23 protein-coding genes and 1 tRNA gene are annotated in these 23,632 nt (G+C 66.3%); 9 read left to right on the top strand and 15 right to left on the bottom strand.

Annotated features, from left to right (window positions below; genetic code table 11):
* Positions 1–35: 35 nt before the first annotated feature.
* Complete coding sequence (locus GM1_RS07335; protein WP_008377688.1) at positions 36–941, top strand: DMT family transporter; 906 nt, start codon at positions 36–38, stop codon at positions 939–941.
* On the opposite strand, the gene GM1_RS07330 is transcribed toward GM1_RS07335, so the two are convergent.
* Complete coding sequence (locus GM1_RS07330) at positions 901–2,220, bottom strand: MFS transporter (protein WP_008377686.1); 1,320 nt, start codon at positions 2,218–2,220, stop codon at positions 901–903. The two genes, GM1_RS07335 and GM1_RS07330, sit on opposite strands and share 41 nt — an antisense overlap.
* A gap of 58 nt (positions 2,221–2,278) precedes the next feature.
* Entirely contained in the window at positions 2,279–2,971 is a 693-nt protein-coding gene (locus tag GM1_RS07325; protein ID WP_008377684.1) for a hypothetical protein, read from the bottom strand.
* A gap of 131 nt (positions 2,972–3,102) precedes the next feature.
* Here GM1_RS07325 and GM1_RS07320 point away from each other — a divergent pair, with 131 nt between their 5' ends.
* Positions 3,103–3,933: an SGNH/GDSL hydrolase family protein gene (locus GM1_RS07320; protein ID WP_008377682.1), complete on the top strand. Its 831-nt coding sequence runs from the start codon at positions 3,103–3,105 to the stop codon at positions 3,931–3,933.
* A 100-nt stretch (positions 3,934–4,033) separates the two neighbouring features.
* On the opposite strand, the gene GM1_RS07315 is transcribed toward GM1_RS07320, so the two are convergent.
* Complete coding sequence (locus tag GM1_RS07315; protein ID WP_008377680.1) at positions 4,034–6,199, bottom strand: acyltransferase family protein; 2,166 nt, start codon at positions 6,197–6,199, stop codon at positions 4,034–4,036.
* Between the two features lie 265 nt (positions 6,200–6,464).
* Between GM1_RS07315 and GM1_RS07310 the strand changes: the two genes are divergently transcribed.
* Complete coding sequence (locus GM1_RS07310) at positions 6,465–8,639, top strand: acyltransferase family protein (protein WP_008377678.1); 2,175 nt, start codon at positions 6,465–6,467, stop codon at positions 8,637–8,639.
* 6 nt (positions 8,640–8,645) lie between these two features.
* Here GM1_RS07310 and GM1_RS07305 read toward each other — a convergent pair whose 3' ends face one another.
* From GM1_RS07305 to GM1_RS07290, 4 genes are all read right to left on the bottom strand, one after another.
* The gene (locus GM1_RS07305) at positions 8,646–9,287 is read right to left on the bottom strand and encodes an NUDIX hydrolase (RefSeq protein WP_008377676.1); all 642 of its coding nucleotides are present in this window, start codon (positions 9,285–9,287) and stop codon (positions 8,646–8,648) included.
* Positions 9,284–10,399, bottom strand: a complete 1,116-nt coding sequence (locus GM1_RS07300; RefSeq protein WP_008377675.1) for an AAA family ATPase — start codon at positions 10,397–10,399, stop codon at positions 9,284–9,286. The genes GM1_RS07305 and GM1_RS07300 overlap by 4 nt, the downstream gene beginning before the upstream one ends.
* A complete protein-coding gene (gene pnuC, locus GM1_RS07295) occupies positions 10,396–11,037 on the bottom strand; it encodes a nicotinamide riboside transporter PnuC (protein ID WP_008377673.1) in 642 nt (213 codons plus the stop codon). The genes GM1_RS07300 and pnuC overlap by 4 nt, the downstream gene beginning before the upstream one ends.
* A 76-nt stretch (positions 11,038–11,113) precedes the next feature.
* Positions 11,114–12,586, bottom strand: a complete 1,473-nt coding sequence (locus GM1_RS07290; protein WP_008377671.1) for an alanine/glycine:cation symporter family protein — start codon at positions 12,584–12,586, stop codon at positions 11,114–11,116.
* A 201-nt stretch (positions 12,587–12,787) separates the two neighbouring features.
* Here GM1_RS07290 and GM1_RS07285 point away from each other — a divergent pair, with 201 nt between their 5' ends.
* Positions 12,788–13,495, top strand: coding sequence for a M23 family metallopeptidase (locus tag GM1_RS07285; protein ID WP_008377669.1), 708 nt, complete (start codon positions 12,788–12,790; stop codon positions 13,493–13,495).
* Between the two features lie 161 nt (positions 13,496–13,656).
* Here the strand turns inward: GM1_RS07285 and GM1_RS07280 are convergent, their stop codons facing one another.
* From GM1_RS07280 to GM1_RS07255, 6 genes are all read right to left on the bottom strand, one after another.
* Complete coding sequence (locus GM1_RS07280; RefSeq protein ID WP_008377667.1) at positions 13,657–13,962, bottom strand: DUF3592 domain-containing protein; 306 nt, start codon at positions 13,960–13,962, stop codon at positions 13,657–13,659.
* Position 13,963: 1 nt separating this feature from the next.
* Complete coding sequence (locus GM1_RS07275; protein WP_157435875.1) at positions 13,964–14,773, bottom strand: hypothetical protein; 810 nt, start codon at positions 14,771–14,773, stop codon at positions 13,964–13,966.
* A gap of 83 nt (positions 14,774–14,856) precedes the next feature.
* The gene (locus GM1_RS07270; protein WP_008377664.1) at positions 14,857–15,522 is read right to left on the bottom strand and encodes a hypothetical protein; all 666 of its coding nucleotides are present in this window, start codon (positions 15,520–15,522) and stop codon (positions 14,857–14,859) included.
* On the bottom strand, positions 15,522–16,025 hold the full coding sequence (locus GM1_RS07265; protein WP_008377662.1) for a hypothetical protein: 504 nt from the start codon (positions 16,023–16,025) through the stop codon (positions 15,522–15,524). The genes GM1_RS07270 and GM1_RS07265 overlap by 1 nt, the downstream gene beginning before the upstream one ends.
* 98 nt (positions 16,026–16,123) lie before the next feature.
* The gene (locus GM1_RS07260) at positions 16,124–16,957 is read right to left on the bottom strand and encodes a hypothetical protein (protein WP_008377661.1); all 834 of its coding nucleotides are present in this window, start codon (positions 16,955–16,957) and stop codon (positions 16,124–16,126) included.
* A gap of 344 nt (positions 16,958–17,301) precedes the next feature.
* Positions 17,302–17,386: transfer RNA gene (locus GM1_RS07255), tRNA-Ser, on the bottom strand.
* Between the two features lie 77 nt (positions 17,387–17,463).
* Between GM1_RS07255 and GM1_RS07250 the strand changes: the two genes are divergently transcribed.
* On the top strand, positions 17,464–18,426 hold the full coding sequence (locus GM1_RS07250; RefSeq protein ID WP_008377660.1) for an NAD(P)H-quinone oxidoreductase: 963 nt from the start codon (positions 17,464–17,466) through the stop codon (positions 18,424–18,426).
* Between the two features lie 32 nt (positions 18,427–18,458).
* Here GM1_RS07250 and GM1_RS07245 read toward each other — a convergent pair whose 3' ends face one another.
* Positions 18,459–18,941: a MarR family winged helix-turn-helix transcriptional regulator gene (locus GM1_RS07245; RefSeq protein ID WP_373278336.1), complete on the bottom strand. Its 483-nt coding sequence runs from the start codon at positions 18,939–18,941 to the stop codon at positions 18,459–18,461.
* Positions 18,942–19,023: 82 nt separating this feature from the next.
* Entirely contained in the window at positions 19,024–20,220 is a 1,197-nt protein-coding gene (locus GM1_RS07240; RefSeq protein WP_008377656.1) for an aminotransferase class V-fold PLP-dependent enzyme, read from the bottom strand.
* Between the two features lie 72 nt (positions 20,221–20,292).
* Between GM1_RS07240 and GM1_RS07235 the strand changes: the two genes are divergently transcribed.
* From GM1_RS07235 to glfT1, 4 genes are read left to right on the top strand one after another with little or no spacing between them, the layout of a single operon-like run.
* A complete protein-coding gene (locus GM1_RS07235) occupies positions 20,293–20,835 on the top strand; it encodes a bacterial proteasome activator family protein (RefSeq protein ID WP_008377654.1) in 543 nt (180 codons plus the stop codon).
* 22 nt (positions 20,836–20,857) lie between these two features.
* On the top strand, positions 20,858–21,736 hold the full coding sequence (gene wzm, locus GM1_RS07230) for a galactan export ABC transporter permease subunit Wzm/RfbD (RefSeq protein WP_008377652.1): 879 nt from the start codon (positions 20,858–20,860) through the stop codon (positions 21,734–21,736).
* Positions 21,737–21,744: 8 nt separating this feature from the next.
* Complete coding sequence (gene wzt, locus GM1_RS07225; RefSeq protein ID WP_008377650.1) at positions 21,745–22,557, top strand: galactan export ABC transporter ATP-binding subunit Wzt/RfbE; 813 nt, start codon at positions 21,745–21,747, stop codon at positions 22,555–22,557.
* Complete coding sequence (glfT1, locus tag GM1_RS07220; protein WP_008377649.1) at positions 22,554–23,459, top strand: galactofuranosyltransferase GlfT1; 906 nt, start codon at positions 22,554–22,556, stop codon at positions 23,457–23,459. The genes wzt and glfT1 overlap by 4 nt, the downstream gene beginning before the upstream one ends.
* The last annotated feature ends 173 nt before the right edge of the window (positions 23,460–23,632 follow it).

Below are 23,632 nucleotides of genomic sequence, written 5' to 3'. Positions count from 1 at the left end.
CCGACATCCCGCACCACGGGCCTACCGTCTCACCGGTGACCACGTCTCTGCGGCTCGTCGGCGAACCCACACTCCTCGTACTGCTCTGGTCGAGCGGTGCCGTCGCGATCGGCGTCGGACTCGACGGCATGTCGCCCCAGTTGTTCCTGACCGTCCGAGCCATCGGCGCCGCCGCCTGCGCCTGGGCCATCGTGCTCGCTGCCCGGTCTGCGCTTCCGACCGGTCGAGACCTGGCGATCGTCGTCGGCGCAGGGCTCCTCCTGCAGGTGACCTACCAGGGCGCGTACTTCCTCGCGATCGCCCATCACATCAGCGCCGGGATGATCTCGCTGATCATGTCCGCGCAGCCACTGCTCACCGTCGTCGCCGCGGGCGCCTTATCGCGCCGGACAGCCGCCGGTGCGGGCCTGGGAGTGGTCGGCGTCGGGGTCGCCGTGATCGCCGACACCTCGAGCACCGGCGCCGACGTCGTGGCGTTCGCCTTCGCAGCGGTTGCACTGCTCGCGATCACCGCCGGCACGCTCGTGCAGGCCAAGGTCACGTCGACGACGGGCTGGTCGTGCGTTGCCGTTCAATCGACAGTCAGCGCAACGGTGTTCGGCGGCGTCGTCGCGGCCGTCGGTCCAGGCGAGATCCACCTGACTGCGTCGTCAGTCGTGGCCGCCGCGTGGGTGACGATTGTGGTCAGCGTGATCGCCACGGCGCTGCTCTACCGGATCACACGCGAGCGCGGCGCCGTAGTGGTCAGCGGCCTGTTCCTCGTGGTTCCGTCGTGCGCCGCGGGTCTCGATTACCTCCTAACCGGCGCCACCGTGCCGCCCCTGGCGATCGTCGGCGGTGCGGTCGCCGTCATCGGGCTCGTGATGCTGCAGCAGCCGGTCCGTCGATCACGCCCATTGATCAGACGCGGTCGAGGTCGACGTCTCGTGTCTCCTTCATGACGATCAGCGCGATGAGTGTCGCGACGCCCGCGATCGCGAGGTAGACGCCCACCCACCCGACCCCGAAGTCGGCGACGAGCCACGTCGCGATGAACGGTGCGATCGCGGCACCGATGATCGACGCGAAGTTGTACGAGATGCCGCTGCCCGTGTAGCGCACGTTGGTCGCGAACAACTCTGGCAGGACAGCGCTCATCGGGCCGAACGTGAACCCCATCAGCGTGAGGCCGACGATGAGGACCGCGAGCATCGACCCCTGCGTGACGTGCGCGGGATCGAGGATCCATTGGAATGACAGACCGTAGACGATGATCAGCACCGTCGCGATGATCAGGACGAGTCGGCGACCGAAGCGGTCCGCGAGCTGTCCGGAGATCGCGACGAACACGGCGAAGAACACCACGGCGATCAGCTGCATCTGGAGGAAGTCGATGTAGGAGATGCCGAGTTTGACTCCCGACTTGTCGACGACCTTGCCTGTTCCATACGACACCACCCAGGTGGTGACCAGGTAGAACAGCGTGTAGGTGGCGACCATGACGAACGTGCCGATGATGAGCGGACGCCACGCCGTCCTGATCACTTCGCCGAGTGGGGCCTTGACCTTCTTGCCCTCCTGAACGGCCTTCGCGAACACCGGGGTCTCGGTGAGCTTCAGCCGGACGTACAGGCCGAGGATCACCATGAACGCCGACAGCAGGAACGGGATGCGCCAGCCCCACGTCATGAACGGATGATCCGCACCGGACGTCTTGGAGTCGTAGTCCATCACCGACATGATCACCAGGAAGGTGCCGTTGGCCAGGAAGAACCCGAACGGCGCGCCGAGCTGGGGCCACATCGCCGCCCACGCGCGTTTGCCCTTCTCCGCGGTCTCCGTGGCGAGGAGCGCCGCGCCCGACCATTCGCCGCCGAGCCCGAGCCCCTGGGCGAATCGCATCAGCGCCAGCAGCGCCGGCGCGAGGTAGCCGGCCTGGTCGAATGTAGGAAGCACACCGATGAGGAATGTTGCGACACCCATCGTGACAAGCGATCCGACGAGAGTCGCCTTGCGTCCTACGCGATCTCCGAAGTGCCCGAAGAGAATCGAACCGATGGGCCGAGCCGCGAATGCGAGACCGAAGGTCGCGAACGACGCGAGCAGTGCGGCCGTGTCGTCTCCCTTGGGGAAGAACAACGTCGGGAAGACGAGGACTGCCGCGGTCGCGTAGATGTAGAAGTCGAAGAACTCGATGGTGGTGCCGACCATCGACGCGATGATGATTCGCCTGCGATTCATTCCGTTGACGATAACGTCAACCGTTCGATCGACAGGCAGGAACCCGCCGACAGCCGTGTCAGTCGCAGTATCCGCAGTGCCCGGTGGCGGGCAGTGCGGTGAAACAGGTCGGGCACAGCCGAGGCTTCGGCTCTTCCCGGTCCGCAGCCTTCGCGGGCTTCGGCTTTGCGGCCGCGCGCGGCTTCGGCTCGGCCTTGGCTCGGGGTTCGGCCTTGGCCTTGGCCTTGGGAGCAGCCTTGGGCTTGGCCGCCTTGCGTGGCGATTGAGCGCGAGCGGCGGCTGCCCGACGCTCGGCTACGCGCGGAGCGAGGATCGGACGTGCTCCCGGCGGCATCGCGGCCCCCGCGAACACGTAGCAGTCGAATCGCGCGACGGCCGCGTCCCGCTCCGGATCCTCCGGCTTCTCCCGGCCCGCCACCTCGACGACGTGCAGGTAGGCGTCGCCGACACTCTCGTCGAGGCGAACGCAGAGCGACGCGAGGAGCGGCTCTCCCTCGCCCCTCAGGCGGGTCACCGCCGCGAGGAGATCGTTGATCCACAGGCGGACGGGACGGCCGGCGCGGATGCCGGTCTCGCTCTGCACCTTCGACGCGACCTCGGCTTGCGTGATGAGCGAGCCGAAGACCTTCGCCGTCTCGATCAGGAGGTCCCGCGCGACGGGAGCCCACTCGGCGAGCGCTTCGGTGAACGGAATGGGCAGTTCACCGGGCTCGCGAAATGCAGTGGTGGCGGAGTCGTCGTCGGAGTGCACCCAATGAAAATATTCCGGTTGCGCGACGGTAGTCGAATCGTGAGGTCAAGGTGTGACGGACAACCCGTTCCCAAGTCGTGACCAACCACCACTTGTTACTAGAGTGACTGGTGTAGTTCAGTGGGATTATTGTGACGAAACTTCTGCGCACCAATCTCCGCGCTGCGTCCATCGGCGCAGCAAGCATCGGCCTCGCCGTGACGCTGAGCGTTCCTGCTTCCGCAGCGGCTCTGCCTGCCCTGCCCGACCTGTCGTCGCTGTCGAACTCCTCGGCAGGCCTTCCGTCCGTCCTCGAGTTGATCCCAGACCTCTTGGACCGAGCGACCATCCCGAAGCCAGACGGGCGGACGCACTGCACGAAGGTGGTGCAGATCGGCGACTCGACATCGGTCTCCGCGGACTCCGCAACCGCGCTCCCCAGCGCGAACGACACCGCAACTGCGCAGTACGGCAGGGTCGGTGTCGGGGCCGTGACGGTCGATGCGCTGTCGGGCCGCGCGATCGTGGGCGGCCCCGGCGTAGACGCCGAGCATGCCGTGGCCGCGCGTTCCACTGCCGCAGGCGATGCATGTTGGGTGATCGCGATGGGCGTCAACGACGCAGGCGCCGTCAACGGCGGCAGTTCCGTCGGGGCGGACGAACGCATCGACCGCATCATGAAGCAACTCACCGGCCGAGCAGTGCTGTGGCCGACGATCGCGTCGTCCAACCCGTCGAATCCCGCCTTCGGCACCGCGTCGATGAAGGTGTTCAACGACGCTCTTCGTCGTGCGAGCGCCCGCTATCCCAACCTGGCCGTCTACGACTGGGCGGCCGCGGCCCGCCCCGAGATGTTCACCGACGGAATCCACTACACGGCGGCCGCCTATGCGGACCGCAACCGGAGGTTCGCCGATGCGCTGGCGGCCGCCTATCCGACGGGCGGAGGCGCGACGCCGACCAGGGCCTGGATTGCGGGCTGAATCGAGTGTCGCGTGTTGAGGTTTCTAGACGGTCGGCGGTGCTCCGCTGTGCAGCGGGGTGCCGCCAACCATCAAAGAACCTTCGACACGCGAAACCTGCCTACAGCGGACAGGTGATGTTCGGGTCCCGCTCACCGCGCACGGCCTGACGCAGCCCCTGCTCCACCGCGTCCGCGTACAACCGCAGGCCCGGGCCCACCGGATGAACGCCGTCCGCGCCCAGGTCGGCGGGGTTGGCCGCAGCGATCGAGCACCAGGGCGCGAGGTAGACGTTCGGCTTGCGTTTGACGTATCGAAGCACCTGATCCGCGGCCTGCGGTATGCCGTCGACGGGACCGAACGGAACCACGAGCACCACTTTTCGGTCCGGGCCGAGCATCCGGACGATCCGATTGAGCTGTCCCGGGAACGCCTGACCGTTGGTTCCGAACCCGAGGACGACGAACTCGCGCATCTTGTCGTTGGCCAGCAGGTCGGCGAGCACTCCTTCGCCACCCGAGTAGTGCCGCGACACCTCGGCGTCGATGTAGATGCCCGGCAGACGCCTCCGCAGCGCTTGTGACGACGCGAGCATCACCGAATCGCCGACCGCGGTCACCTCAGGCCCCGTCGGAAGTTCGCGCGACGGTTTCGGCGGCAAGACGACGGCGGGAGCCTCGTTCGCCTGGCGCTGCATCTCGGCCAAGTCGTCGAGTTGCTGTTCCAGAGCCGACTTCGACGGACTCGATCCGAGCGCCGAGCCTGCGAGCATCACCACGGCCAGAACCGCGGCCACACCTGCGAGCGGTGCAACCCGTCGAGCACTGGCGCCGACCGCGGTCAGCACACCTCGGAAGCCGAGCCGGCGGAACGGCGTCTCGATCCATCGGTACGAGAGTTCAGACAGTCCGACACTGACGGCGGCCGCGATCACCCCGACCATCCAGCCGGGCATCGTGTGCGTCGCGTCGATCCCACTGCCGTTGATCAGTTCGCGCGTGAAGATGAACGCGGGCCAATGCCACAGATAGAGACTGAAGGATCGCGCGCCGAACCACCGCAGCGCGCGGTTGCTCAACACCGTGGGGATCGGCCCCTCCTCGCGGACCGCGTTGTGCACGAGGACCGTCGTCAGCAGACAGGCCACGAGCAGGCCGCCGCGGTACGTGGCCGACGCCGTGTCGGGGAGGACGAAGAGCATCACGATGAGACCGACAAAAGCGACCGGCGCAACGATCAGTCCGAGCCATTTCGCGACCTCCGGGCTGCGTCGCAGCGGCCAGGAGTCGACGGCGTCAGACGCCGGGGCGGTGATGACCAAGGCGAGCGCGGCGCCGGCCAGCAGCCCGAACAGGTGCGTGTCACTGCCGAAGTACACCCGACTCGGGTCTGCGGCCGGGTCGTGCAGCAACGCCATCGCGGCCGCTGAAGCCAGGCCGAGGACGGTGGCGATCGCCGCCGCGACGAGCAGGCGGCGCCGGATCTCCAGCTTGCGCGTGAGCACCATGACGCCGAGGAACATCAGCGGCCAGATCACGTAGAACTGCTCTTCGATCGCCAACGACCAGTAGTGCATGAAGATGCGAGGTGTGGTCTCCGCGAAATAGCTCTGCGACTGCGCGATCTGCACCCAGTTGTTCACGAACAGCAGCGAGCTGAAGAACTGTTCCTTAAGTTTCACCGCGACGTCGCCGCCGATGAGCCCGGCGACCGCACTGGACACCACCAGCACCGCGACCGACGCGGGCAGGATTCGGCGAGCTCGACGCGTCCAGAACCCGTTGAGCGACACCCGTCCGCCCGCGCCGAACTCGCGGACGAGCAGGGACGTGATCAGGAAGCCCGAGAGGACGAAGAAGATGTCGACGCCGAGGTATCCACCGCGCATCACGTCACCGAACAGGTGATAGACGACGACGGACAGCACTGCGATGCCGCGCAGTCCGTCCAGTGCCGGGGCTCGACGGATTCCGCCGGGCTTGGGCCGCGGCTGCGGCGCGGGCTCCGGATCAGAGTCTGCTTCCGGCGTGGCCTCTTGTGCTGACCCGGCGGCCTGCTCCGCGACCGGCTCCACCGGAAGCGCTAGGTCAACGGGCTCTTCGACGACCGGGTCGGCGGGCTCGACCGCCGGCTCCGGTGTGGGCGAGGCGTCTGGCAGGGTCTCTTCGACGACGTTGACGACCTCGTCGGATTCGGGCAGCGCGACGTCCACGGCCTCTTCAACAAGCCGCGGTTTCCGGATGGCGACAGAATGGGCGCGCGGGCGCTCCGTGATCGTTCCCGTCATCGGATGCACTCCTGCCGCGCCTGTTTGTCGACGGCGTCAACGCAGAGCACGCGGCCCAGCATAACGGAGCAGATCGGCCACACCCGATCGGACGACAGGCGTTCGTCATCCGTTCGATGCACGTCACAATGAGGGCGGCCGTGAGCGGCCGTGGACGAGTCCGGTTCGCCGCGGCTGCTAGAATCACAAGCTGCGAACCCGGCACCTGCCAGGGGAAACGCGGTGTCCACCCGACTGCGGGTCGGAGCAGGAACGGGAGACGACGATGGCGAATCCGGCGGTGAGCGGGGCCGGGAAGTCGGAGTCGTCCGGAAAAGCCGAGGCCCCCGCCTATCGCACCGATCTCGACGGATTGCGCGGCATCGCGATCGCCCTCGTCGCCTGCTTCCACGTGTGGTTCGGTCGGGTCTCGGGCGGCGTCGACGTGTTTCTCACTCTGTCCGGGTACTTCTTCATCGGATCACTGGTCCGACACGCAGTCCACAGCCAGTCGAGCCTGATCGGTTTCGGCGAGACGATCAGTCCCTGGCCGAGGCTCAAGCGACTGCTGCGGCGGCTGCTGCCCGCGCTCTACACCGTGCTCGTCGTGGTCGTGCTGCTGACGATCGCGATCATCGCGCAGACTCGTTGGCTGAATGTCGGGCGAGAGGTGATCGCGAGCGCGCTGTACTTCCAGAACTATCACCTGGCGAAGAACTCGCAGGACTATCTGGCCGCGAGTTCGGCCAACAGTCCACTCCAGCACCTGTGGTCCATGTCGATGCAGGGCCAGTTCTTCGTCGGCGCCCTTCTGGTCCTGCTGACGGTCGCAGGCATCATCAAGATCCTCGGTTCACACTTCGAGTTGTTCACTCGGGCGGCCGTGGTCCGTGCGATCTTCGCAGTGCTCGTCGGCTCGGCGGCGATCGCATCGTTCGCCTGGGCGCAACACCGGCTGCACATCGATCAGCCGTACAACTACTACGACACGCTGTCGCGACTGTGGGAGCCGCTGGTCGGCGGCCTTCTCGCGATATGGATGCCTGCCTGGCGGGTGTCGACGCGGATTCGCAGCGCCGTGACCGTCGCCGCGCTGATCGTCATCGCGACATGCGGTTGGTGGATCGACGGCGTCGCCGAGTACCCCGCTGCACTGGCGTGGGTCCCCGTCGGGGCGACTCTGCTGATCATCTGGTCGGGCCAGGTCTCCCCCGGTCAGGACCGGCCCGCGGTGAACGGGATGCTCGCGAGCCACCGAGCCGTCTGGTTGGGCGGCTTGTCGTACTCGCTGTATCTGATCCACTGGCCGCTGCTGATCTTCTACTTGACGTGGCACGGGACCGACCATGCGACGTTCGTCGAGGGCACCGCGATCCTCGCCGTGTCCCTCGGTCTCGCGTGGCTGATGAAGCGGTACGTGGAGGATCCGATGAGGGGCGGCGGACGGTCGTCCATCACACACGTGCGGTGGCGGTCGCACCCTCGCGTCACCTACCCGGCGATCCTGACGGTGGTGCTCGTGGCGGCCTCCGCGGGCACTGCGGGCGCCATCACCGCGTGGGACCGTCACATCTCGGGTGTCCACGTCGACACCGCCAACCTCGATCCGGCGCTCTACCCCGGTGCTCGCGCTCTCCTCAACGGCGTCCCTGTTCCCGCCGTCGACCCGCAGCCGACGCCCCTGGCCGCCGCGTCCGACCTGCCGCAGACGTTCTTCGACGGCGTGATGGTCGAGATGGACGTGACAGCTCCCAGCGTCGGCGTCTACGGCGACGTGAACGGATCGAAGACGATCGCCCTGGTCGGCGGTTCGCACACGGAGATGTGGCTGGGTGCAGTCGATCCCATCGCGAAGGCCAACGGCGTCAAGATCGTCACGTACGTCAAGCGCGGCTGCCCGATCACCGTCGACGAGAACCCCGCCTATCTCGAACGCGTGCCATACCCCGAGTGTTACGAGTGGAACCTCGCGGTGATGGACGATCTCCTCAACACCAAACCCGACGCCGTCATCACGAATTCGACGCGCCCCGCGGAATCCGGCCCGGGCGATTTCCTCCCGCAGGGCTACATCACCGCATTCGAGGAGCTGACGTCCGCGGGCATCCCGGTGATCGGCATCCGCGACACCCCGTGGCCGCACAATGACCAAGGACCGATCGACACGCCGAACTGCCTGTCCGGCGGCGGCACCGCGACCTCGTGCGGCACTGATCGGGCGAGTGCGTTGAGCTCGGTCGACCCCGCACGTTCGCTCGCCGCGCGCGATCCGCTCTTTCACGCGCTCGACTTGAGCGACGGCGTCTGCAGTGCGGACTTCTGTCCCGCGATCGTCGGCAACATCATGGTGTACCGCGATCCGCATCATCTGACTCAGACGTATGTGCGGACGCTGATTCCCGAACTCGAGCGTCAACTCGCCGAGGCCCTCCCCTGGATAGTGCCGCCGCCTGCACAATGACGCAGGTCAGTCCCCGTCCGCAGAACTCCATTCCCACACGAGCGGCCGTCTCCCCGGCTTGCCGACGTCCGGTGCCTGAGTGGACCGCAGTCGCGAGTGTCCTGCAAGAGCGCGCCGAAGATTCGATTGATGCACCGGCTGTCCGGTGACGTCGCTGGTGAGGCGCACAGCGTCAGGCGTGGAGAACCACGGTCCGGTGAGAGCCCGGGTGGTGTCGTCGTCGGACCACAGGCGTTGTCGGATCTGAGTCAGCGCCACCGCCACGATCGCGTTGTGATCGAACGGCAGAGCAGACTCCTCGTCGGCCCTCGTCCACGACACCTCGGCGGCCCCGCCGTCCACCACGCCCGGATCGATCACCGCGACGAAGGCCACCGAGATCGCATGACGACGCGGTTCACGGTCCGGGCCGTCGAACGCGCCGATCTGAAACAGGTGCCGCACCGAGGACGCGCCGATCCCCGCCTTGCTGTCGAGCGCTCGGCCCGCCGCGTCGGACAGCCGTTCACCGGCGCCGAGGAGGACGCCGGGCAGTGCGAACCGTCCGATGAACGGTTCGAACCGTCTGCGGGCAGTGCCGACGACGAGCCCGGCCTGTGTCCAGGCGACCGGGACCACGTCGACGGCGATCAACGGCTGGTCGGTCATGCGAGCACAGTCTGTTCTGCCCACTCCGGGGAGTCGAAACGACACGCTCTACGCCACGCCGCGTCGATGGTCGCGATCGCGTAGTCGAGACGCTCGGCAGGTGATCCCCGCAGGAGAACCCACGAATGCCCGGCGGCGGTCAGCTCGTCGACGAACCAGTCGTGCATCGTGGCTCGGATGTGTTCGCCATCGCGCCAACCGTCCTGCTCGAACGGGACGCCGACGTGATCGGTCACCAGGTACAGCGCGCGCCTGGGCAGTTCTGACGTCGCGGCGGTGAGCGCCCCCGTACTGTGCGAGCCGACATACCGCCGCTCCCACAGCATGGTCGCGAAGGCATCTGTGTCGGCGATGACCAGCGGATGTGCGCGAGCCGCGTCGTTCTCGCGGCGCGTCTGCTCCGCGGCGATCGCGGTGAACTGCTCAGTGGTCCAGTGGAGGTCGTCGAGTGTCGGAGTCGGTCGTCCGGCACGTGCCGCCGCGTCGCACGTCTGGCGGTACAGCGAGTACGTGAACTCGCGGCCGTACTCCTCGACTCGCCGCATGCCGTGGTGGCCGGGCAGCGATCGGTAATGGTCGACCAGTCCAGTGGCGAGGGTCGTCGTGCCCGTCGATTCGGCGCCGACGACGATGATCCGCGTCGCCAGCCCGAGCCGCACGGGTTCCGGGAGCTGTTCCCACCGGCCGACCACGTCGGCACGGACCGCGGTGCCGCTGACCGAGACGCCCGAGCGGGACGGGTCGTACAGGTCGGCGGCAGCACCCAGTTCGGCTGCGAGCCGTTCGCCGTAGCTCTCGCTCGAGACGACCACGTCTGGCAATGGCATGCCGTTCACCCGCAGTGCCACCACCATCGCCTGCACGTGTGCGGTCCACGCGACGGACGACGTGTAGTCGACCGGTGCGTCGTCGAGCACGCCCACGACAGTCACCTCCGGCATGTGCGCGGCCGCCTGCCGCAGCCAGCCGACTCGGTCGGCTAGCGGAATGGACTCCTGCGCCGTCGCCATCACGAGGACCACCGCGCGACCGTATCGTGCGGCGTGCTCGATCAGCGCGAGGTGACCGTTGTGCGGCGGGTAGAACTTCCCGATGACCAGTGCCGTCGTCATCCCACGACCACCACGTCGGGCGTGTCCGCCTGGGCGGCGAGATCACGACGCCACCGTCGCAGGCCGTCGATGCACAGGCAGAGGAAGCCCGCGTACAGGATCGCGGTGAGCCACAGTCCCTTGTGCACGTACAGCGGGATCGAGACGATGTCGACGACGATCCACACCCACCACTGCTCGATGATCTTCCGCGCCTGCCCCCACGTGGCCAGCAGCGATGCGGCGAGGATGAAGGCGTCCGGCCACGGCACGGTGGAGTCGGTCTGGCTGTGCAGAAGCAGGGCGACGGCGACGGTTCCGGCTGCTGTCGCCAGCACCCCGGCCGCCGCCTCGGGTGCCGTCACACGCCGGACCGGCAAGTCTGTCGCAGTGCCTGCACGCCGCCACATCCACCAGCCGTACAGGCCGAGCAGCACGAAGATCACCTGTAAGACGGTGTCCGCGTAAAGGCCGGCGCCGAGGAACAGGACGATGAACACAACGTTGTTGGCGATGCCGATCGGCCAGTTCCACCACCACTGACGCGTCACCGCCCACACGCAGAGGGCTCCGGTCACGAAGCCGAGCACCTCGACCGCCGTCAACGGTTGATTCCCGATCGTGAACACCGTGGTGTTCAGCATGTCGATGACGTTCATGGCACTTCCCCTCGAGGTTGTCGTGCCATGACGTTAGATGAAAAACTCAGTTCGAGTCAATTACTTTTCATCCGACTCACTGCCGCACATCCACAACGCGAGCAGGCTCTCTGATCGTCTCCGGGTCGGTGCCGTCCCAGCATTCGACTCCGGTGAGTCCGGGGATGTCGTCGCGGTGGAACACCGGATCGAGGCCGCGCGATCGCTGCTCCGAGTAATTGCGCAGCAGCAGGACCGCGACGCCGCCGATCGCGAACAGTCCGACGACGTTCACCGTCGCCATCACTGAGGAGAAGAGGTCCGCGAGATTCCAGACCAGGGACACCTTGGCGATCGCACCGAAGAAGACGAACCCGACCACGATCAGTCGGAACACGTTGAGCACCCACCGGCGCCGCGTGAAGAACGCGATGTTCGTTTCGCCGTAGTAGTAATTGCCGATCACGGAGCTGAACGCGAGGAAGAACAGGATCACCGCCAGGAGCGGGCCCGCCCAGGATCCGATCTGCTGCGCGAGCGCCGTCTGCGTCAGTTGCACACCTTCGAGGTCGCTTCCGTAGTCCGGGTTGGACAGCAGAATGATGAACGCCGTGGCCGAGCAGACGATCAGGGTGTCGAAGTAGACGCCGAGAGTCTGCACGAGACCTTGCTTCACCGGATGGGACACGGCCGCGGTCGCGGCGGCGTTCGGTGTCGATCCCATGCCCGCTTCGTTGGAGAACAGTCCACGACGCATGCCCTGCATGATCGCCGCCCACACTCCGCCGCCGACGAATTCGCGCCACCCGAAGGCCGACTCGACGATGTCGCGGACCACACCGGGAAGCTGCGTCAGGTTGGTCAGCACCACCAGCAGTGCGAGCCCGACGTACAGCACCGCCATCGCCGGGACCAGCACCTGGGAGACACCGGAGATGCGGTGGACTCCGCCGAAAATCACCGCCGCCGTCAGAACGGCCAGTACGCCTCCGATCACGTACGGGAGCCACTCGCCGTCGACGTCGACAGCAAGATCGACCGCCGACGTGATCGAGTTGGACTGCACCGCGTTGAACACGAATCCGTAGGTGAACGTGATCGCCATCGCGAACACGAACGCCATGGCGATGCCGACCTTCCGGTTCTTGATCCCTCGGCTCAGGTAGTAGGCAGGACCGCCGCGATAGTCGACGCCGTCGCGGACCTTGTAGAGCTGCCCCAGAGTCGATTCGACGAAGGCGGTCGCGCCGCCGATGATCGCGAGCATCCACATCCAGAACACCGCGCCCGGTCCACCGATCGTGAGCGCCACGGCGACACCTGCGACATTGCCGGTGCCCACGCGGGACGCCGCAGAGATGCAGAACGCTCGGAACGCCGAGATCTGAGCCGCACCCGACTCCGCTTTGGGCGGCTGCTCCTTGATCGCCCGCGCCATCTCGGGCGCCATCCGGATCTGGACCAGCAGCGTCCGCGTCCCCCACCAGAGACCCGCTCCGACCAAGAGAACAATGAGCACGTAGCCGTAGTGGTCGTTGAACCACACAACGGCATTGTCGAGAGAGTCCATTGGCGGGAGTCTATCCACGATCGCCGCGGGCACCGGGCGTCACCTGTTCGGCGGCATGTCGGCGGACTACGCGCCCACAGCGTCCGACGACTCTCCCACCGGACGCACGAGGGTGCCGACTGGCGCGGCGGCGACCAGTCAAGTAGCCTCGCCGTGTCCTTACCGTATCCAAAACGTTACCTACCGCTGAATGGACAGGCTGTGTCTCGACACCGCGCGACTGCTGAAAACACTGTGACCCTCGCCGACCTCGGCATCACCTCGCGGACCCGTGAGGCGGGCCGCCACCGGGTGGCCCAGTCAAGCCGGACCAAGGTGCCAGTACGTATCGGCGCCGTCGTCGCCTTCGCCGGTGCGATCGGCCTGGCCGGTGCGACCGCCAGTGAAGCCGCTGCCAAGCCTTCGTCGCCGATCACGCTCCCGAAGGGCGTTGAACTGCCGAAGAACCTGCAGGTGCCCGAGAATCTGCCGAAGGACCTCGACAACGCGCTCCGCGACTTGTTGCCGACCGCGCCCGGCCAAGGGAGTGCCGTCAAGCCGGTCAGCGGCACGGTCACATCGACCTACGGCTCGCGCTGGGGCACCCACCACAACGGCGTCGACATCGCCAACAAGACCGGCACCCCGGTGTACGCCGTGACCGACGGCGTGGTCCTCGAAGCAGGCCCGGCCTCCGGCTACGGCCAGTGGATTCGGGTCCGACAGGACGACGGCACCACCGCGATCTTCGGTCACGTCGAGCAGATCTTCGTGCACGCGGGCGAGAAGGTGAAGGCGGGCGACAAGATCGGCACCGTCGGCAGCCGCGGTAATTCCACCGGCCCGCACCTGCATTACGAAGTCCACAACTCTGCTGGAACCCCGATCAACCCGCAGACGTGGTTGAAGAAGCGCGGCGTCCAGCCCTGATCTGACGGTGCCGTCGACCACTCATCCGAACGAGACCGAATAGCTCCTGGCGCGAACACTCGACACGGATCGGCATCGGCCCGGTCGGGGCCTTGGGTAAGGTCGCACTGTGGGCTGGTTCTGTGGGTCGCTGCCGCAGCAGCTGCGCTGAGGCCGGGCACTCACCGTCTGCGCTCCCACTCGACGAACCTCGTCGACTTTCGGCCCGGCTCCTTCGGGTCGTACCGGATCCAATGCCTGCTCCCGACGAGCGGCTTGTGCGTGCGCGTTCCGGCCACGTGCGAGCGCGTGGTACCCGTGGAGTCGGTGAACTCGAGTGTCACCGTGTAGTAGTCGTGCACGTTGCTTCCCCTGGAGCGTCGCACGTCTGTCACAACCGCACGCACCTGCGGGCCGGTGAGACGGACGCTCCTTGCTCGCAGTCGTCGGCGTCGCCGCCACCCGAACATCGTGTCGAGCACTTTCACATCACTCGCCCTCCTGCTGCTGCGCGCGATACATCACCCGGTGACCGTCGGGGTCGACAAGGACGTGCAGCGTCTCTCGCACGACGGCGAGGTTGGGACTCGGTCGCTGCAGCCCCGGCACGCCGTGCCCGCCTTGGGCGTGGAATCCCTTCTCGATCTCGTCGGTGAGGATGTGAAATCCGTCGGCGCGACAGGGGTCGTCCACCACCACATAGCCGGCATTGTCACTATTGGACTTGGAGTACTGGATCCGCATCCTCGCGATCTCGAATTCGTGCCCGTTCGGAACCCTCATCCGGTCCGACGTCAGTGTGATTCCCGGCTTCGGGTCGTGTGTGCCGGGAAAATCGACACGATCTCCACGGCTCAGGCGGGCCAGGGTCTCCCGCACGAGAATCGGCTGGGCGGCGGCCCGGATCTCCGACGGCACTTGAATGAGCTCGCCCTTCCACGGGGCAGTGAGAAGCCCGGGGCCTTCGTCCGGGTGCGGGGACGCGAATAGGGCCCTGCTCGGGTCGATCACGCCACCCGCGAACGGCATCGCCTGCCGGACGGCGCCGAACCTCGATTCGACGACACCTTGCTCATACACATCGACTGACCAGCCCACCTGCCGCCACGCCAAGATGAGGCCGAGGAGCTCCGGCACGCTCCACAGCAGCACGAACCACGCGGCGAGGAGCGGCGGATAGATCCACCACGGCGGTACTCCTCCGGGCGCCATGGTGCGAAGAAGCCATGTCATGACCACAGCAGTCACCACCACCGCGACGACGACGAGCAGCGCCCAGCGCACGGTCCGCTTCCGCACGGTGTGAACGGGATTCTCGGCGTGGAACACCAAGTCGCCGTATCGAGGGAAGCAGCCACCTCGGCCATCCAGTGAAACGCCAGTCAAGACGTGAACTCCCATGTCGAGTCCTCGCGAAGGAACGGTGACCCAGGGCCCGGCTTGATCGGCCCGCTCTCGCCGCCGATGCGGACGCCGTCGAGTTTCCACCCGGCACGCCACACGTCGTCGTGCGTCTGGGTGAGGAACACGACCGTGTCGGCGTGCGCGACGTCGCGGAATGCGTACACCTGCCAGCACGAATTCGGCGTGAATCTGTCTTGGTGCGACCCTTCGATGATGTCCGCCAACTGCGCGCTGTGCATCACGCCGTCAGCGCCGCGGTATTCGACGAGAATCGTCTGTCCGCCGTCGGCGTCGTCGGCGTTGAGGACGACACGTGCGGTGCGCGGAGTCCGGTCCAGCGCAGGCAGCGGGCCGCGTGTCGCACGGCGCAGATACACGAACGTGGGGATCGTCAGCAGTACGCTGACCAGCCCGATTGCGATGACGATCCCCATCAGCGTCGGCGCCCAACCTTGGATGATTGCGAGCACGATGAGCGCCACGAACCCGCCGCAACCGCAGAGTACGACGACGGGAATCGCCCAGTCGTGCCGGATGAGGAACGATGTGTCCGGCCCCGATCCTACGAACAGCCGGTGCATGATTCGATCGACCATGCGACGAGTGCCACTCGGCACCGTTGCGGTCTTGTCGAGGTCTCTCATCACCCGGCCTCCTTCGCTGTCCAGTCCGGCAGGCGGTCGAACCGCGCGTCGGACAGGTCGTCGGGGTCCTCAGTGTTGTGTCGGAAGCGGATCGTCCGGCCGGTCCAGGTCTCGTCCGGGTTCCCGTTGTCCCGCTCCCAGACCTCCATGCGCCGTCGCAGCACGAGCTCTTCGGAGATCCGCGCGGTCACGTTGACGTGAAAGACGGTGACGACATCACCCTCGCCGCCCGTCTCCTGCGTTGTCGTGACACTGTCGACGACCCCTGCAGCTGTGTTCGCATCCGCATACTTGGCCTCTTCGAGCCGACCGCTGACCACGACCTCCGCTGTCGCACCGAGGACGACGACTCCGAGTGCGATCCCGAACCCCCAGAGGAAGACGTCCGGACGGTTGATGTGCGCGATCGCGAACCAGACGGCGAGAACGATGCTCACGCCGATCATGAGGACAAAGAGGCCCATCCCGACCAGGAGGATGCCGCCGGAGACATCATGAAGCACTGATAGGCAACGTATCCGCGTCCGAGTCTTCGGCGTCTTCGCTCGGCTCGCCCAGAACTCTGCGGACTCGTCACGCGGCCGATTGCTCCCGAACCCGATCACAGCGCGCTCCGGTGATCTGCCTTCCGGCTGAGCCTGCGCCGGATCCGTGCGAGCTTCTTCGGCTCCGGTATCGGTGTGACGATCACATCGTCGGCGGCGCGTCGGGGTTCGGTGATGAGAACCCACCTGTGCCCGGTGTCGCTGCCGGCGACCCTGGACATCGGCGGGTGAAGGATGAAGTAGCCACCTTTCATCTGTGGCCCGAACAGTGCCGCCGAGGATATCGGCGCAGAGCCCGACGGAGGCAGTCCCGTACTCCGAAGCCACTCCTCGAACGCGCGGTGGATCGTCTCAGCCTGCTTGTCGTGGACGCGATGATCGAGTGCGATGTACGTCGCCCACGTGTCTTCGCCGTCGTCGTAGTCGATCGAGGCGCGGTGAATCGAATGAGCCACGCCGTGTTCATAGATCCATCGGTTCTCCGCTTGCAGGTCCCGAAGGATGCTGAGACGGAACAGGAGCACACCGATAGCGGCGAGCAGCCAGACGCTAACACCGATCCAGGCGCCGCACGGGACCCACGACGGCCAGGTGTCGCGGCTCTCGCCGTTGAAGGCGATGTTCCAACCCGCGCCCGTGGGGTCGGTGACTGCCTGGTGGACCAGGAACGCGATCGCCGCAAGAGGGAGCAGCACCCAGAACGCCGGCGCGTACACCAGCTCGGTGCGTCGAAGGTCTTCACTGTCGGCCCATCTGCCGACCTCAACAGCCGACTCCGGCCCCGGCACGACACTCGGGCGTTCGAGGCGAGCCGCATCCGAACCGGGAGCGTTCGGCCCGGTTCCGGGCTGCGGTGCCCGCGTGGCGCTCGTCGAAATGTGCTCGTCCATCCCGACTCCCTTCACATCGGGTCAGCGGAAGTTCAGGAGCGAGATTGCTCGTTGCGCTCCCGACGGACCAGGTACGACGGTCATCTTGTCCTCCATACTGACCCATAACTGACGTTCCCGACCACTGGGTTGGACAAGTGGTGTAGGTCAGGAATCCCCGCTCGTGGAGAGCTCCGGATCGCTCCACAGGCTGAAATGCGTCTGCATAGATTGACCGACAGCCCCGACCACAGCGAAGGCGATATGACGACGTCGGCGGACAGCTGACTCAGCGCCTGTCCGCATCAGCGAACGAGACCTATCCAAAAACGTCCCGACCCGCACTAACCGGTCAGGACGTCCTGCGGAAGCGGAGGGATTTGAACCCCCGGTGGTTTTACCCACGCTCGCTTTCAAGGCGAGTGCATTCGGCCGCTCTGCCACGCTTCCCTAGCGGACCACGTTAGCGCACGTCATCTGACGTCGGTCCACGTGCCCGGGCTGTCGATCGGTGGAACACTGGGTTCATGCGCGCGATTGCAGGATCCGAGCCCCTCGACGTCACCGACCTGCCCGAGCCGGAACCGGCCCCGGGCGAGGTGATCGTCGACGTCACGGCCGCGGGGGTGAACCGGGCCGACATCCTTCAAGCCGCAGGCAATTACCCTCCACCGCCCGGGGCATCGGACGTCCTGGGACTGGAAGTGTCCGGGACGATCTCCGCGATCGGAGACGACGTGTCCGGCTGGTCGATCGGCGACGAAGTGTGCGCGCTCCTGGCCGGCGGCGGCTACGCGGAGAAGGTGGCCGTTCCGGCACCCCAGTTGATGCCGGTGCCCCGAGGCATCGACCTCGTGTCGGCCGCTGCCCTGCCGGAAGTCGCCTGCACGGTGATGTCGAACGTCGTGCTGACCGCACACCTCAGTCCGGGCGAACTGTTTCTCGTGCACGGCGGGAGCAGTGGAATCGGCACCCATGCGATCCAGTTGGCGCACGCCCTCGGCGCGCGGGTCGCCGTCACCGCACGCAACCAGGACAAGCTCGACCGCTGTCGAGACCTCGGTGCCGACATCCTCATCGACTACTCGACGCAGGAGTTCGAGCAGATCATCGCCGCAGAGGGCGGGGCAGACGTCATCCTGGACATCATCGGCGCCAAGTACCTTGCGCGAAATGTGATAGCACTCGCGACGGGCGGACGACTCGTCATCATCGGCATGCAGGGCGGGGTGAAGGCCGAGCTGAACATCGCGGCACTGATGTCCAAGCGCGCCGCGATCGTCGGGACGACTCTCCGTGCCCGCCCGGTCGTCGGTCCGGGTTCCAAGGCGATGATCGTCGCCGAGACGATCGCCCGGACGTGGCCGCTCGTGGCCAGCGGGGACGTCCGGCCGGTCATCGACTCCGTCTTCGACCTCGCCGACGCAGGCGCCGCGCACGATCGGCTCAATTCCGGCGAGGCCGTCGGAAAGGTGCTGCTCACCATCTGAGACGTGTCAGCCGGGACCCTGTCCCGCTCCGGTCAGAGGTCTTCGGCGACGATGCGTTCGCCGATCTTGCCGAAAGTTCGGCAGAAGGCCTCGAATTCGTCAGCGGTGAGCGATTCGATGACAAGCCGGCGGACGGCTCGGTCACGCTCGTCGAGGATGGGCTGGACGATGGCCCGACCCTCGTCGGTGATGCGGACCCACTTCTGTCGTCCATCGACATCACCGGTGTCGACGCGGTCGACGTAGCCCTTGTCGATGAAGCGCCCCACCTGGCGCGACACGGTGCTCACCGGGATCTGGGTGGCTTCGGCAAGATCACTGATGCGCATCTTGCCGTAGCTGCCGAGAACCTCGAGCACACGCCAGTCGGCACTGGGCAATGCGGAGGACGAGTCGATCTGCCGAAACAGCGACCGGTACAGAACCCAGCCTCCGGTCACGAACTGCTGCCACAATTCGCGTTCGCGGCTGTCGAGAATCGTCTCGACCTCTTCGGCATGGGACAACCCTCGCACCTCCTCGGGAATGTTGCACTGCCAACTTTCTACGCTCACCATACGGTCGGAGGCGGGCGGCACGGCAATCACCGTCGATCGGTCAGCCGAACGACCCGAGTACTCGGACGAGTTGATCCACTTCGTAGGGCGTCGAGTACATCCCCAGACCGACGGACACCGCGCCACCCGCATCGCTGACGCCGATCGCGTCGAGCGCGCGGCTCGGCACGTCGAACGCCGCGCTGATCCCGTTGTCGTTCAGCCTGCCGCACACCTTCGAGGCTGCGACTCCCCGCACCACGAAGCTGACGAGCGGAACACGGTGGGTGTCGACGCCGATCACGTGCACGTGACCCAGGCTGTCCAGCGAGGACACCAGATAGAAGGTCAAACGCTGCAAGTACTCGTACGTGGCGTCCATCGACATCGTCAGACGACGACGCCTGGTCCCCGCCGCGTTCGTCTCCAGACCCGCCAGCAGGTCGACCGAGGCGACGACACCGCTCAACAGTGCCGCCGGGGCTGCGGCGACTTCGAGCCGGGCCGGGCCGACAGCGTGCGGATTCAAGGACACGTTCGTCAGTGAGTCCATCACGGCACGGCTCGAGAAGACCATCGCGGCCATCCTCGGTCCGCCCCACCGTTCGGCGCTGACGATCACGACGTCGGCGCCGAGTTCACTCATGGTCAACGGCACGAACGGCGCCGCATTGGTCGCGTCGACCACCAGCAGCGCGCCCGCCGCATGCGCGTGGCCAGCGATCTGGCCGATGTCGGTGATCGCGCCGGTCGTCGACGACGCCAGCGTCACTGCGACGACGGTCGTCCGATCGGTCACCAGATTCGAGTACTGCCACGGTGGGAGTGTGCCCTGCTCTACGTCCACTTCGGCCCACCGCACGACTGATCCATGACGTGCGGCACCGCGCAGCCAGGGCACGATGTTCTCCTCGTCGTCCAGCCGCGACAGGACGATGCCGTCGCCGATCCACCGGGTGACCGGCAGCGCGTCGACGAGGGCACACACCACAGCGGCGCGCGACGGACCGAAGACGACGCAGTCCGGATCGGCGTCGAGGAGGTCGGCGATCGCGGAACGCGCCTGAGCAGTCATCGCGGCGGCTTCGACCGACTGACGCGAGAGTCCTCCACCGGGAACGGGGAACGAACGTATGCCCCTCGCCACGGCCGATCCGACGGCATCCGGGATCTGCGTCCCGTTCTGCGAATCGAGGTGAATCCAGCCGTCGCCCAGTGAGGGGAACAGTCCCCGAACGGAGGCGATGTCGAACGGCATGGCACCACGATAGTCAATGCGGACCACACCGAACGTCGCAGGACGTCCGCCCGGCACAGGCACAATGGAGGCATGCTTCCCGAGATGTTCGGCACCTCATTCCCCGGCAATCCGATGGCACCCGGACCGTCGAACCCCGACGACGAGCCCATCGTCGAGTTCGGAACGCCTGCAGCCTCATCGGAGACCGGCGGCGACCCGGTCACGGCGATGGTCGAGCAACCCGCGAAGGTGATGCGGATCGGGACCATGATCAAGCAACTCCTCGAAGAAGTTCGCGCCGCTCCGCTCGACGATGCGAGCCGACAGCGGCTCGCGGACATCCACCGCACGTCGATCGGCGAGTTGCAGGACGGTCTCGCCCCGGAGCTGAGGGAAGAGCTCGACCGTCTGGCACTCCCGTTCTCCGACGACGCGACACCGTCGGACGCCGAACTCCGCATCGCTCAGGCTCAGCTCGTCGGGTGGCTCGAGGGCGTCTTCCACGGCATCCAGACCGCGCTCTTCGCGCAGCAGATGGCCGCCCGCGGGCAACTCGAACAGATGAGGCAGGGTGTACTGCCGCCGGGCGTGGGTGACATGTCCGACAACCACAGCACCGGCCAGTACTTGTGACCCGCCGGTATGCTGTGACGTTGTGTCAGCCGTAGCCAATGACGGCGGAGCACCCGGCCGGACCATTCCGCCGGCTCCGCCCACCTCGGATTCGCGAACCTTCGCACGAGGCGTCCAAGATCTCATCGAGGGCCTTCGCACCTCCGAACTCTGGCTGCATCTCGGCTGGACCGACATCAAGCAGCGTTACAAGCGCTCAGTGCTCGGGCCGCTGTGGATCACCATCGCCACCGGTGTCACGGCTGTCGCGATGGGCATCCTGTACGGCGAACTGTTCCACCAGGACATCAAGACGTTCCTGCCGTATGTGCTGCTCGGCTTCATCTTCTGGGGATTCATCGAGACCACCGTCCTCGACGGTTCGGTGGTGTTCTCCACCAATGAAGGCCTGATCAAACAGCTGCCCGCACCGATCAGCGTTCACGTGTACCGGGTGGTGTGGCGCAGCCTCATCATCTTCGCGCACAACATCGTCATCTACGCGATCGTGTTCGCGATCTTTCGGCCGCCGATCGACTGGTCGGCGCTCCTGGTGATCCCGGCCGTCGGCCTGTTCGTGCTGAACGCTATCTGGGTGACCGTGGTGTTCGGCATCCTGTCGACCCGATTCCGCGACATCGGCCAGTTGTTGACCACTGCCGTCCGCCTCGTGTTCTTCATGACGCCGATCATCTGGTCGGCGAAGACGTTGAGCGACGTCGGCGACTCCGGTTCGAGCAAGCTGAAGTACGTCGAGCTCAATCCGATGTTCCACTACTTGGAGATCGCACGCGGTCCCCTGCTCGGCGACCACGTCGAGTTCTATCACTGGGGAATCGTCCTCGGCTGCACGGCGGTCGGCTGGATCGCGGCACTGCTGGTGATGCGCAATTTCCGTGCCCGCGTGGCGTACTGGGTTTAGGAGCAGCCGTGGCAGACAACACCGATATTCGCGTCGACACGTGGGACGCGTGCGTGGACTTCCCGATCTTCGACGCCAAGACCCGCTCGCTCAAGAAGGCCGTCGTCGGCGCCGCAGGCGGCATCATCGGATCGAACGGCTCGAAGACCGTCGTCGTCGAAGCACTCCGCGACATCAACCTGCACCTGGAGCACGGCGACCGCGTGGGGCTCGTCGGCCACAACGGCGCAGGCAAGTCGACGCTGCTGCGACTGCTGTCGGGCATCTACGAGCCGACTCGTGGCGCCACCAAAGTCACCGGCCGCGTGGCCCCCGTCTTCGACCTCGGCGTCGGCATGGACCCGGAGATCTCCGGGTACGAGAACATCCTGATCCGCGGCATGTTCCTCGGCATGAGCCGTCGGGAGATGCTCAAGAAGACCGATGAGATCGCGGAGTTCTCCGAACTCGGCGACTACCTCGAGATGCCGCTGCGCACCTACTCGACAGGCATGCGCGTCCGCCTCGCGCTGGGAGTCGTGACCAGCATCGACCCCGAGATCCTCATCCTCGACGAAGGCATCGGCGCAGTGGACGCCGAGTTCATGAAGAAGGCCCGCGTCCGCCTGCAGGCCCTCGTGGAACGGTCCGGCATCCTCGTGTTCGCGAGCCACTCGAACGAGTTCCTCGCCCAACTGTGCGACCGCGCCCTCTGGATCGATCACGGCCAGATCCGCATGGACGGTGGAATCGAGGAGGTCGTGGGCGCCTACCAGGGTCCGGACTCCGCCGCGCAGGTCCGCAAGGTCCTCGCCGAGATCGGCAAGGACGTCGCGAAGTGACCACGATCGTCGGCGTCGTCGTCACGCATAAACGACGCGAACTGCTCGCCGAGTCCCTCGCCGTCCTCTCGAGCCAAGATCGGCCGCTCGATCATCTGATCGTGGTGGACAACGCCGCGGAACCCGAGGTCGGGGAACTCGTCACGAGCCAGCCGATCCCCACGACGTACATCCCGTCACAGCACAACCTCGGCGGCGCGGGCGGTTTCGCCCTGGGAATGCTGCACGCGTTGGCGCTCGGAGCCGACTGGGTGTGGTGTGCCGACGACGACGGCCGCCCGGAAGGCCCGGCCGTCTTGTCGACGCTGCTGGCCTGCGCCGACCGCCACCGGCTGGGTCAGGTGTCGCCGGTGGTGGTGAACATCGACTCGCCCGACGATCTCGCGTTCCCCCTGCGACGCGGCCTGGTGTGGCGGCGGAAGCGGTCGGAGCTGTTCTCGGGCGACGGCGAGTCGGCGTCGGACGATCTACTGCCCGGCATCGCATCCCTGATGAACGGCGCCCTGTTCTCGGTCGACACGCTCGAGAAGATCGGCGTCCCCGATCTCCGCCTGTTCTTCCGGGGCGACGAGGTCGAGATGCATCGTCGTCTCGCCCGGTCGGGCATCGCCTTCGGCACGTGCCTGACCACTGCGTATCTGCATCCGGACGGCAGTGACGAGTTCCGTCCCATCCTCGGCGGACGCATGCACACCCAGTACCCGGACAACGAGGTGAAGCGCTACTTCACGTACCGGAACCGCGGTTACCTGATGAGTCAACCGGGCATGCGCAAGCTCCTCCCCCAGGAGTACGCGCGCTTCACATGGTTCTTCCTCGTCCAGCAGCGCGACGTCGCGGGGTTCCGCGAGTGGATGCGGCTACGGCGACTGGGCCGTTCCGAACGCTTCGAGCGTCCCTGACCAGCACGTCGACGTCTAAGGTTCCCCGATCCGACCCGATTCTGGCCGGACAGCACGGTTTCAGCCGGAATCGGGGAACCTTAAACGCCCGCACCCGCAGGCCTTCGTCCGCTCGGTGAGCGAGCGAAACGAACCGAAGCGCCCGATCCCCTCCCCAGAAATCTAGAACATGT

It is taken from the genome of Gordonia malaquae NBRC 108250 (genome assembly GCF_000344135.1).
Taxonomy (GTDB): Bacteria; Actinomycetota; Actinomycetes; order Mycobacteriales; family Mycobacteriaceae; genus Gordonia; species Gordonia malaquae.
Note: the sequence above shows the minus strand (reverse complement) of the source record. Positions and strands in the feature narration are given on the sequence as shown.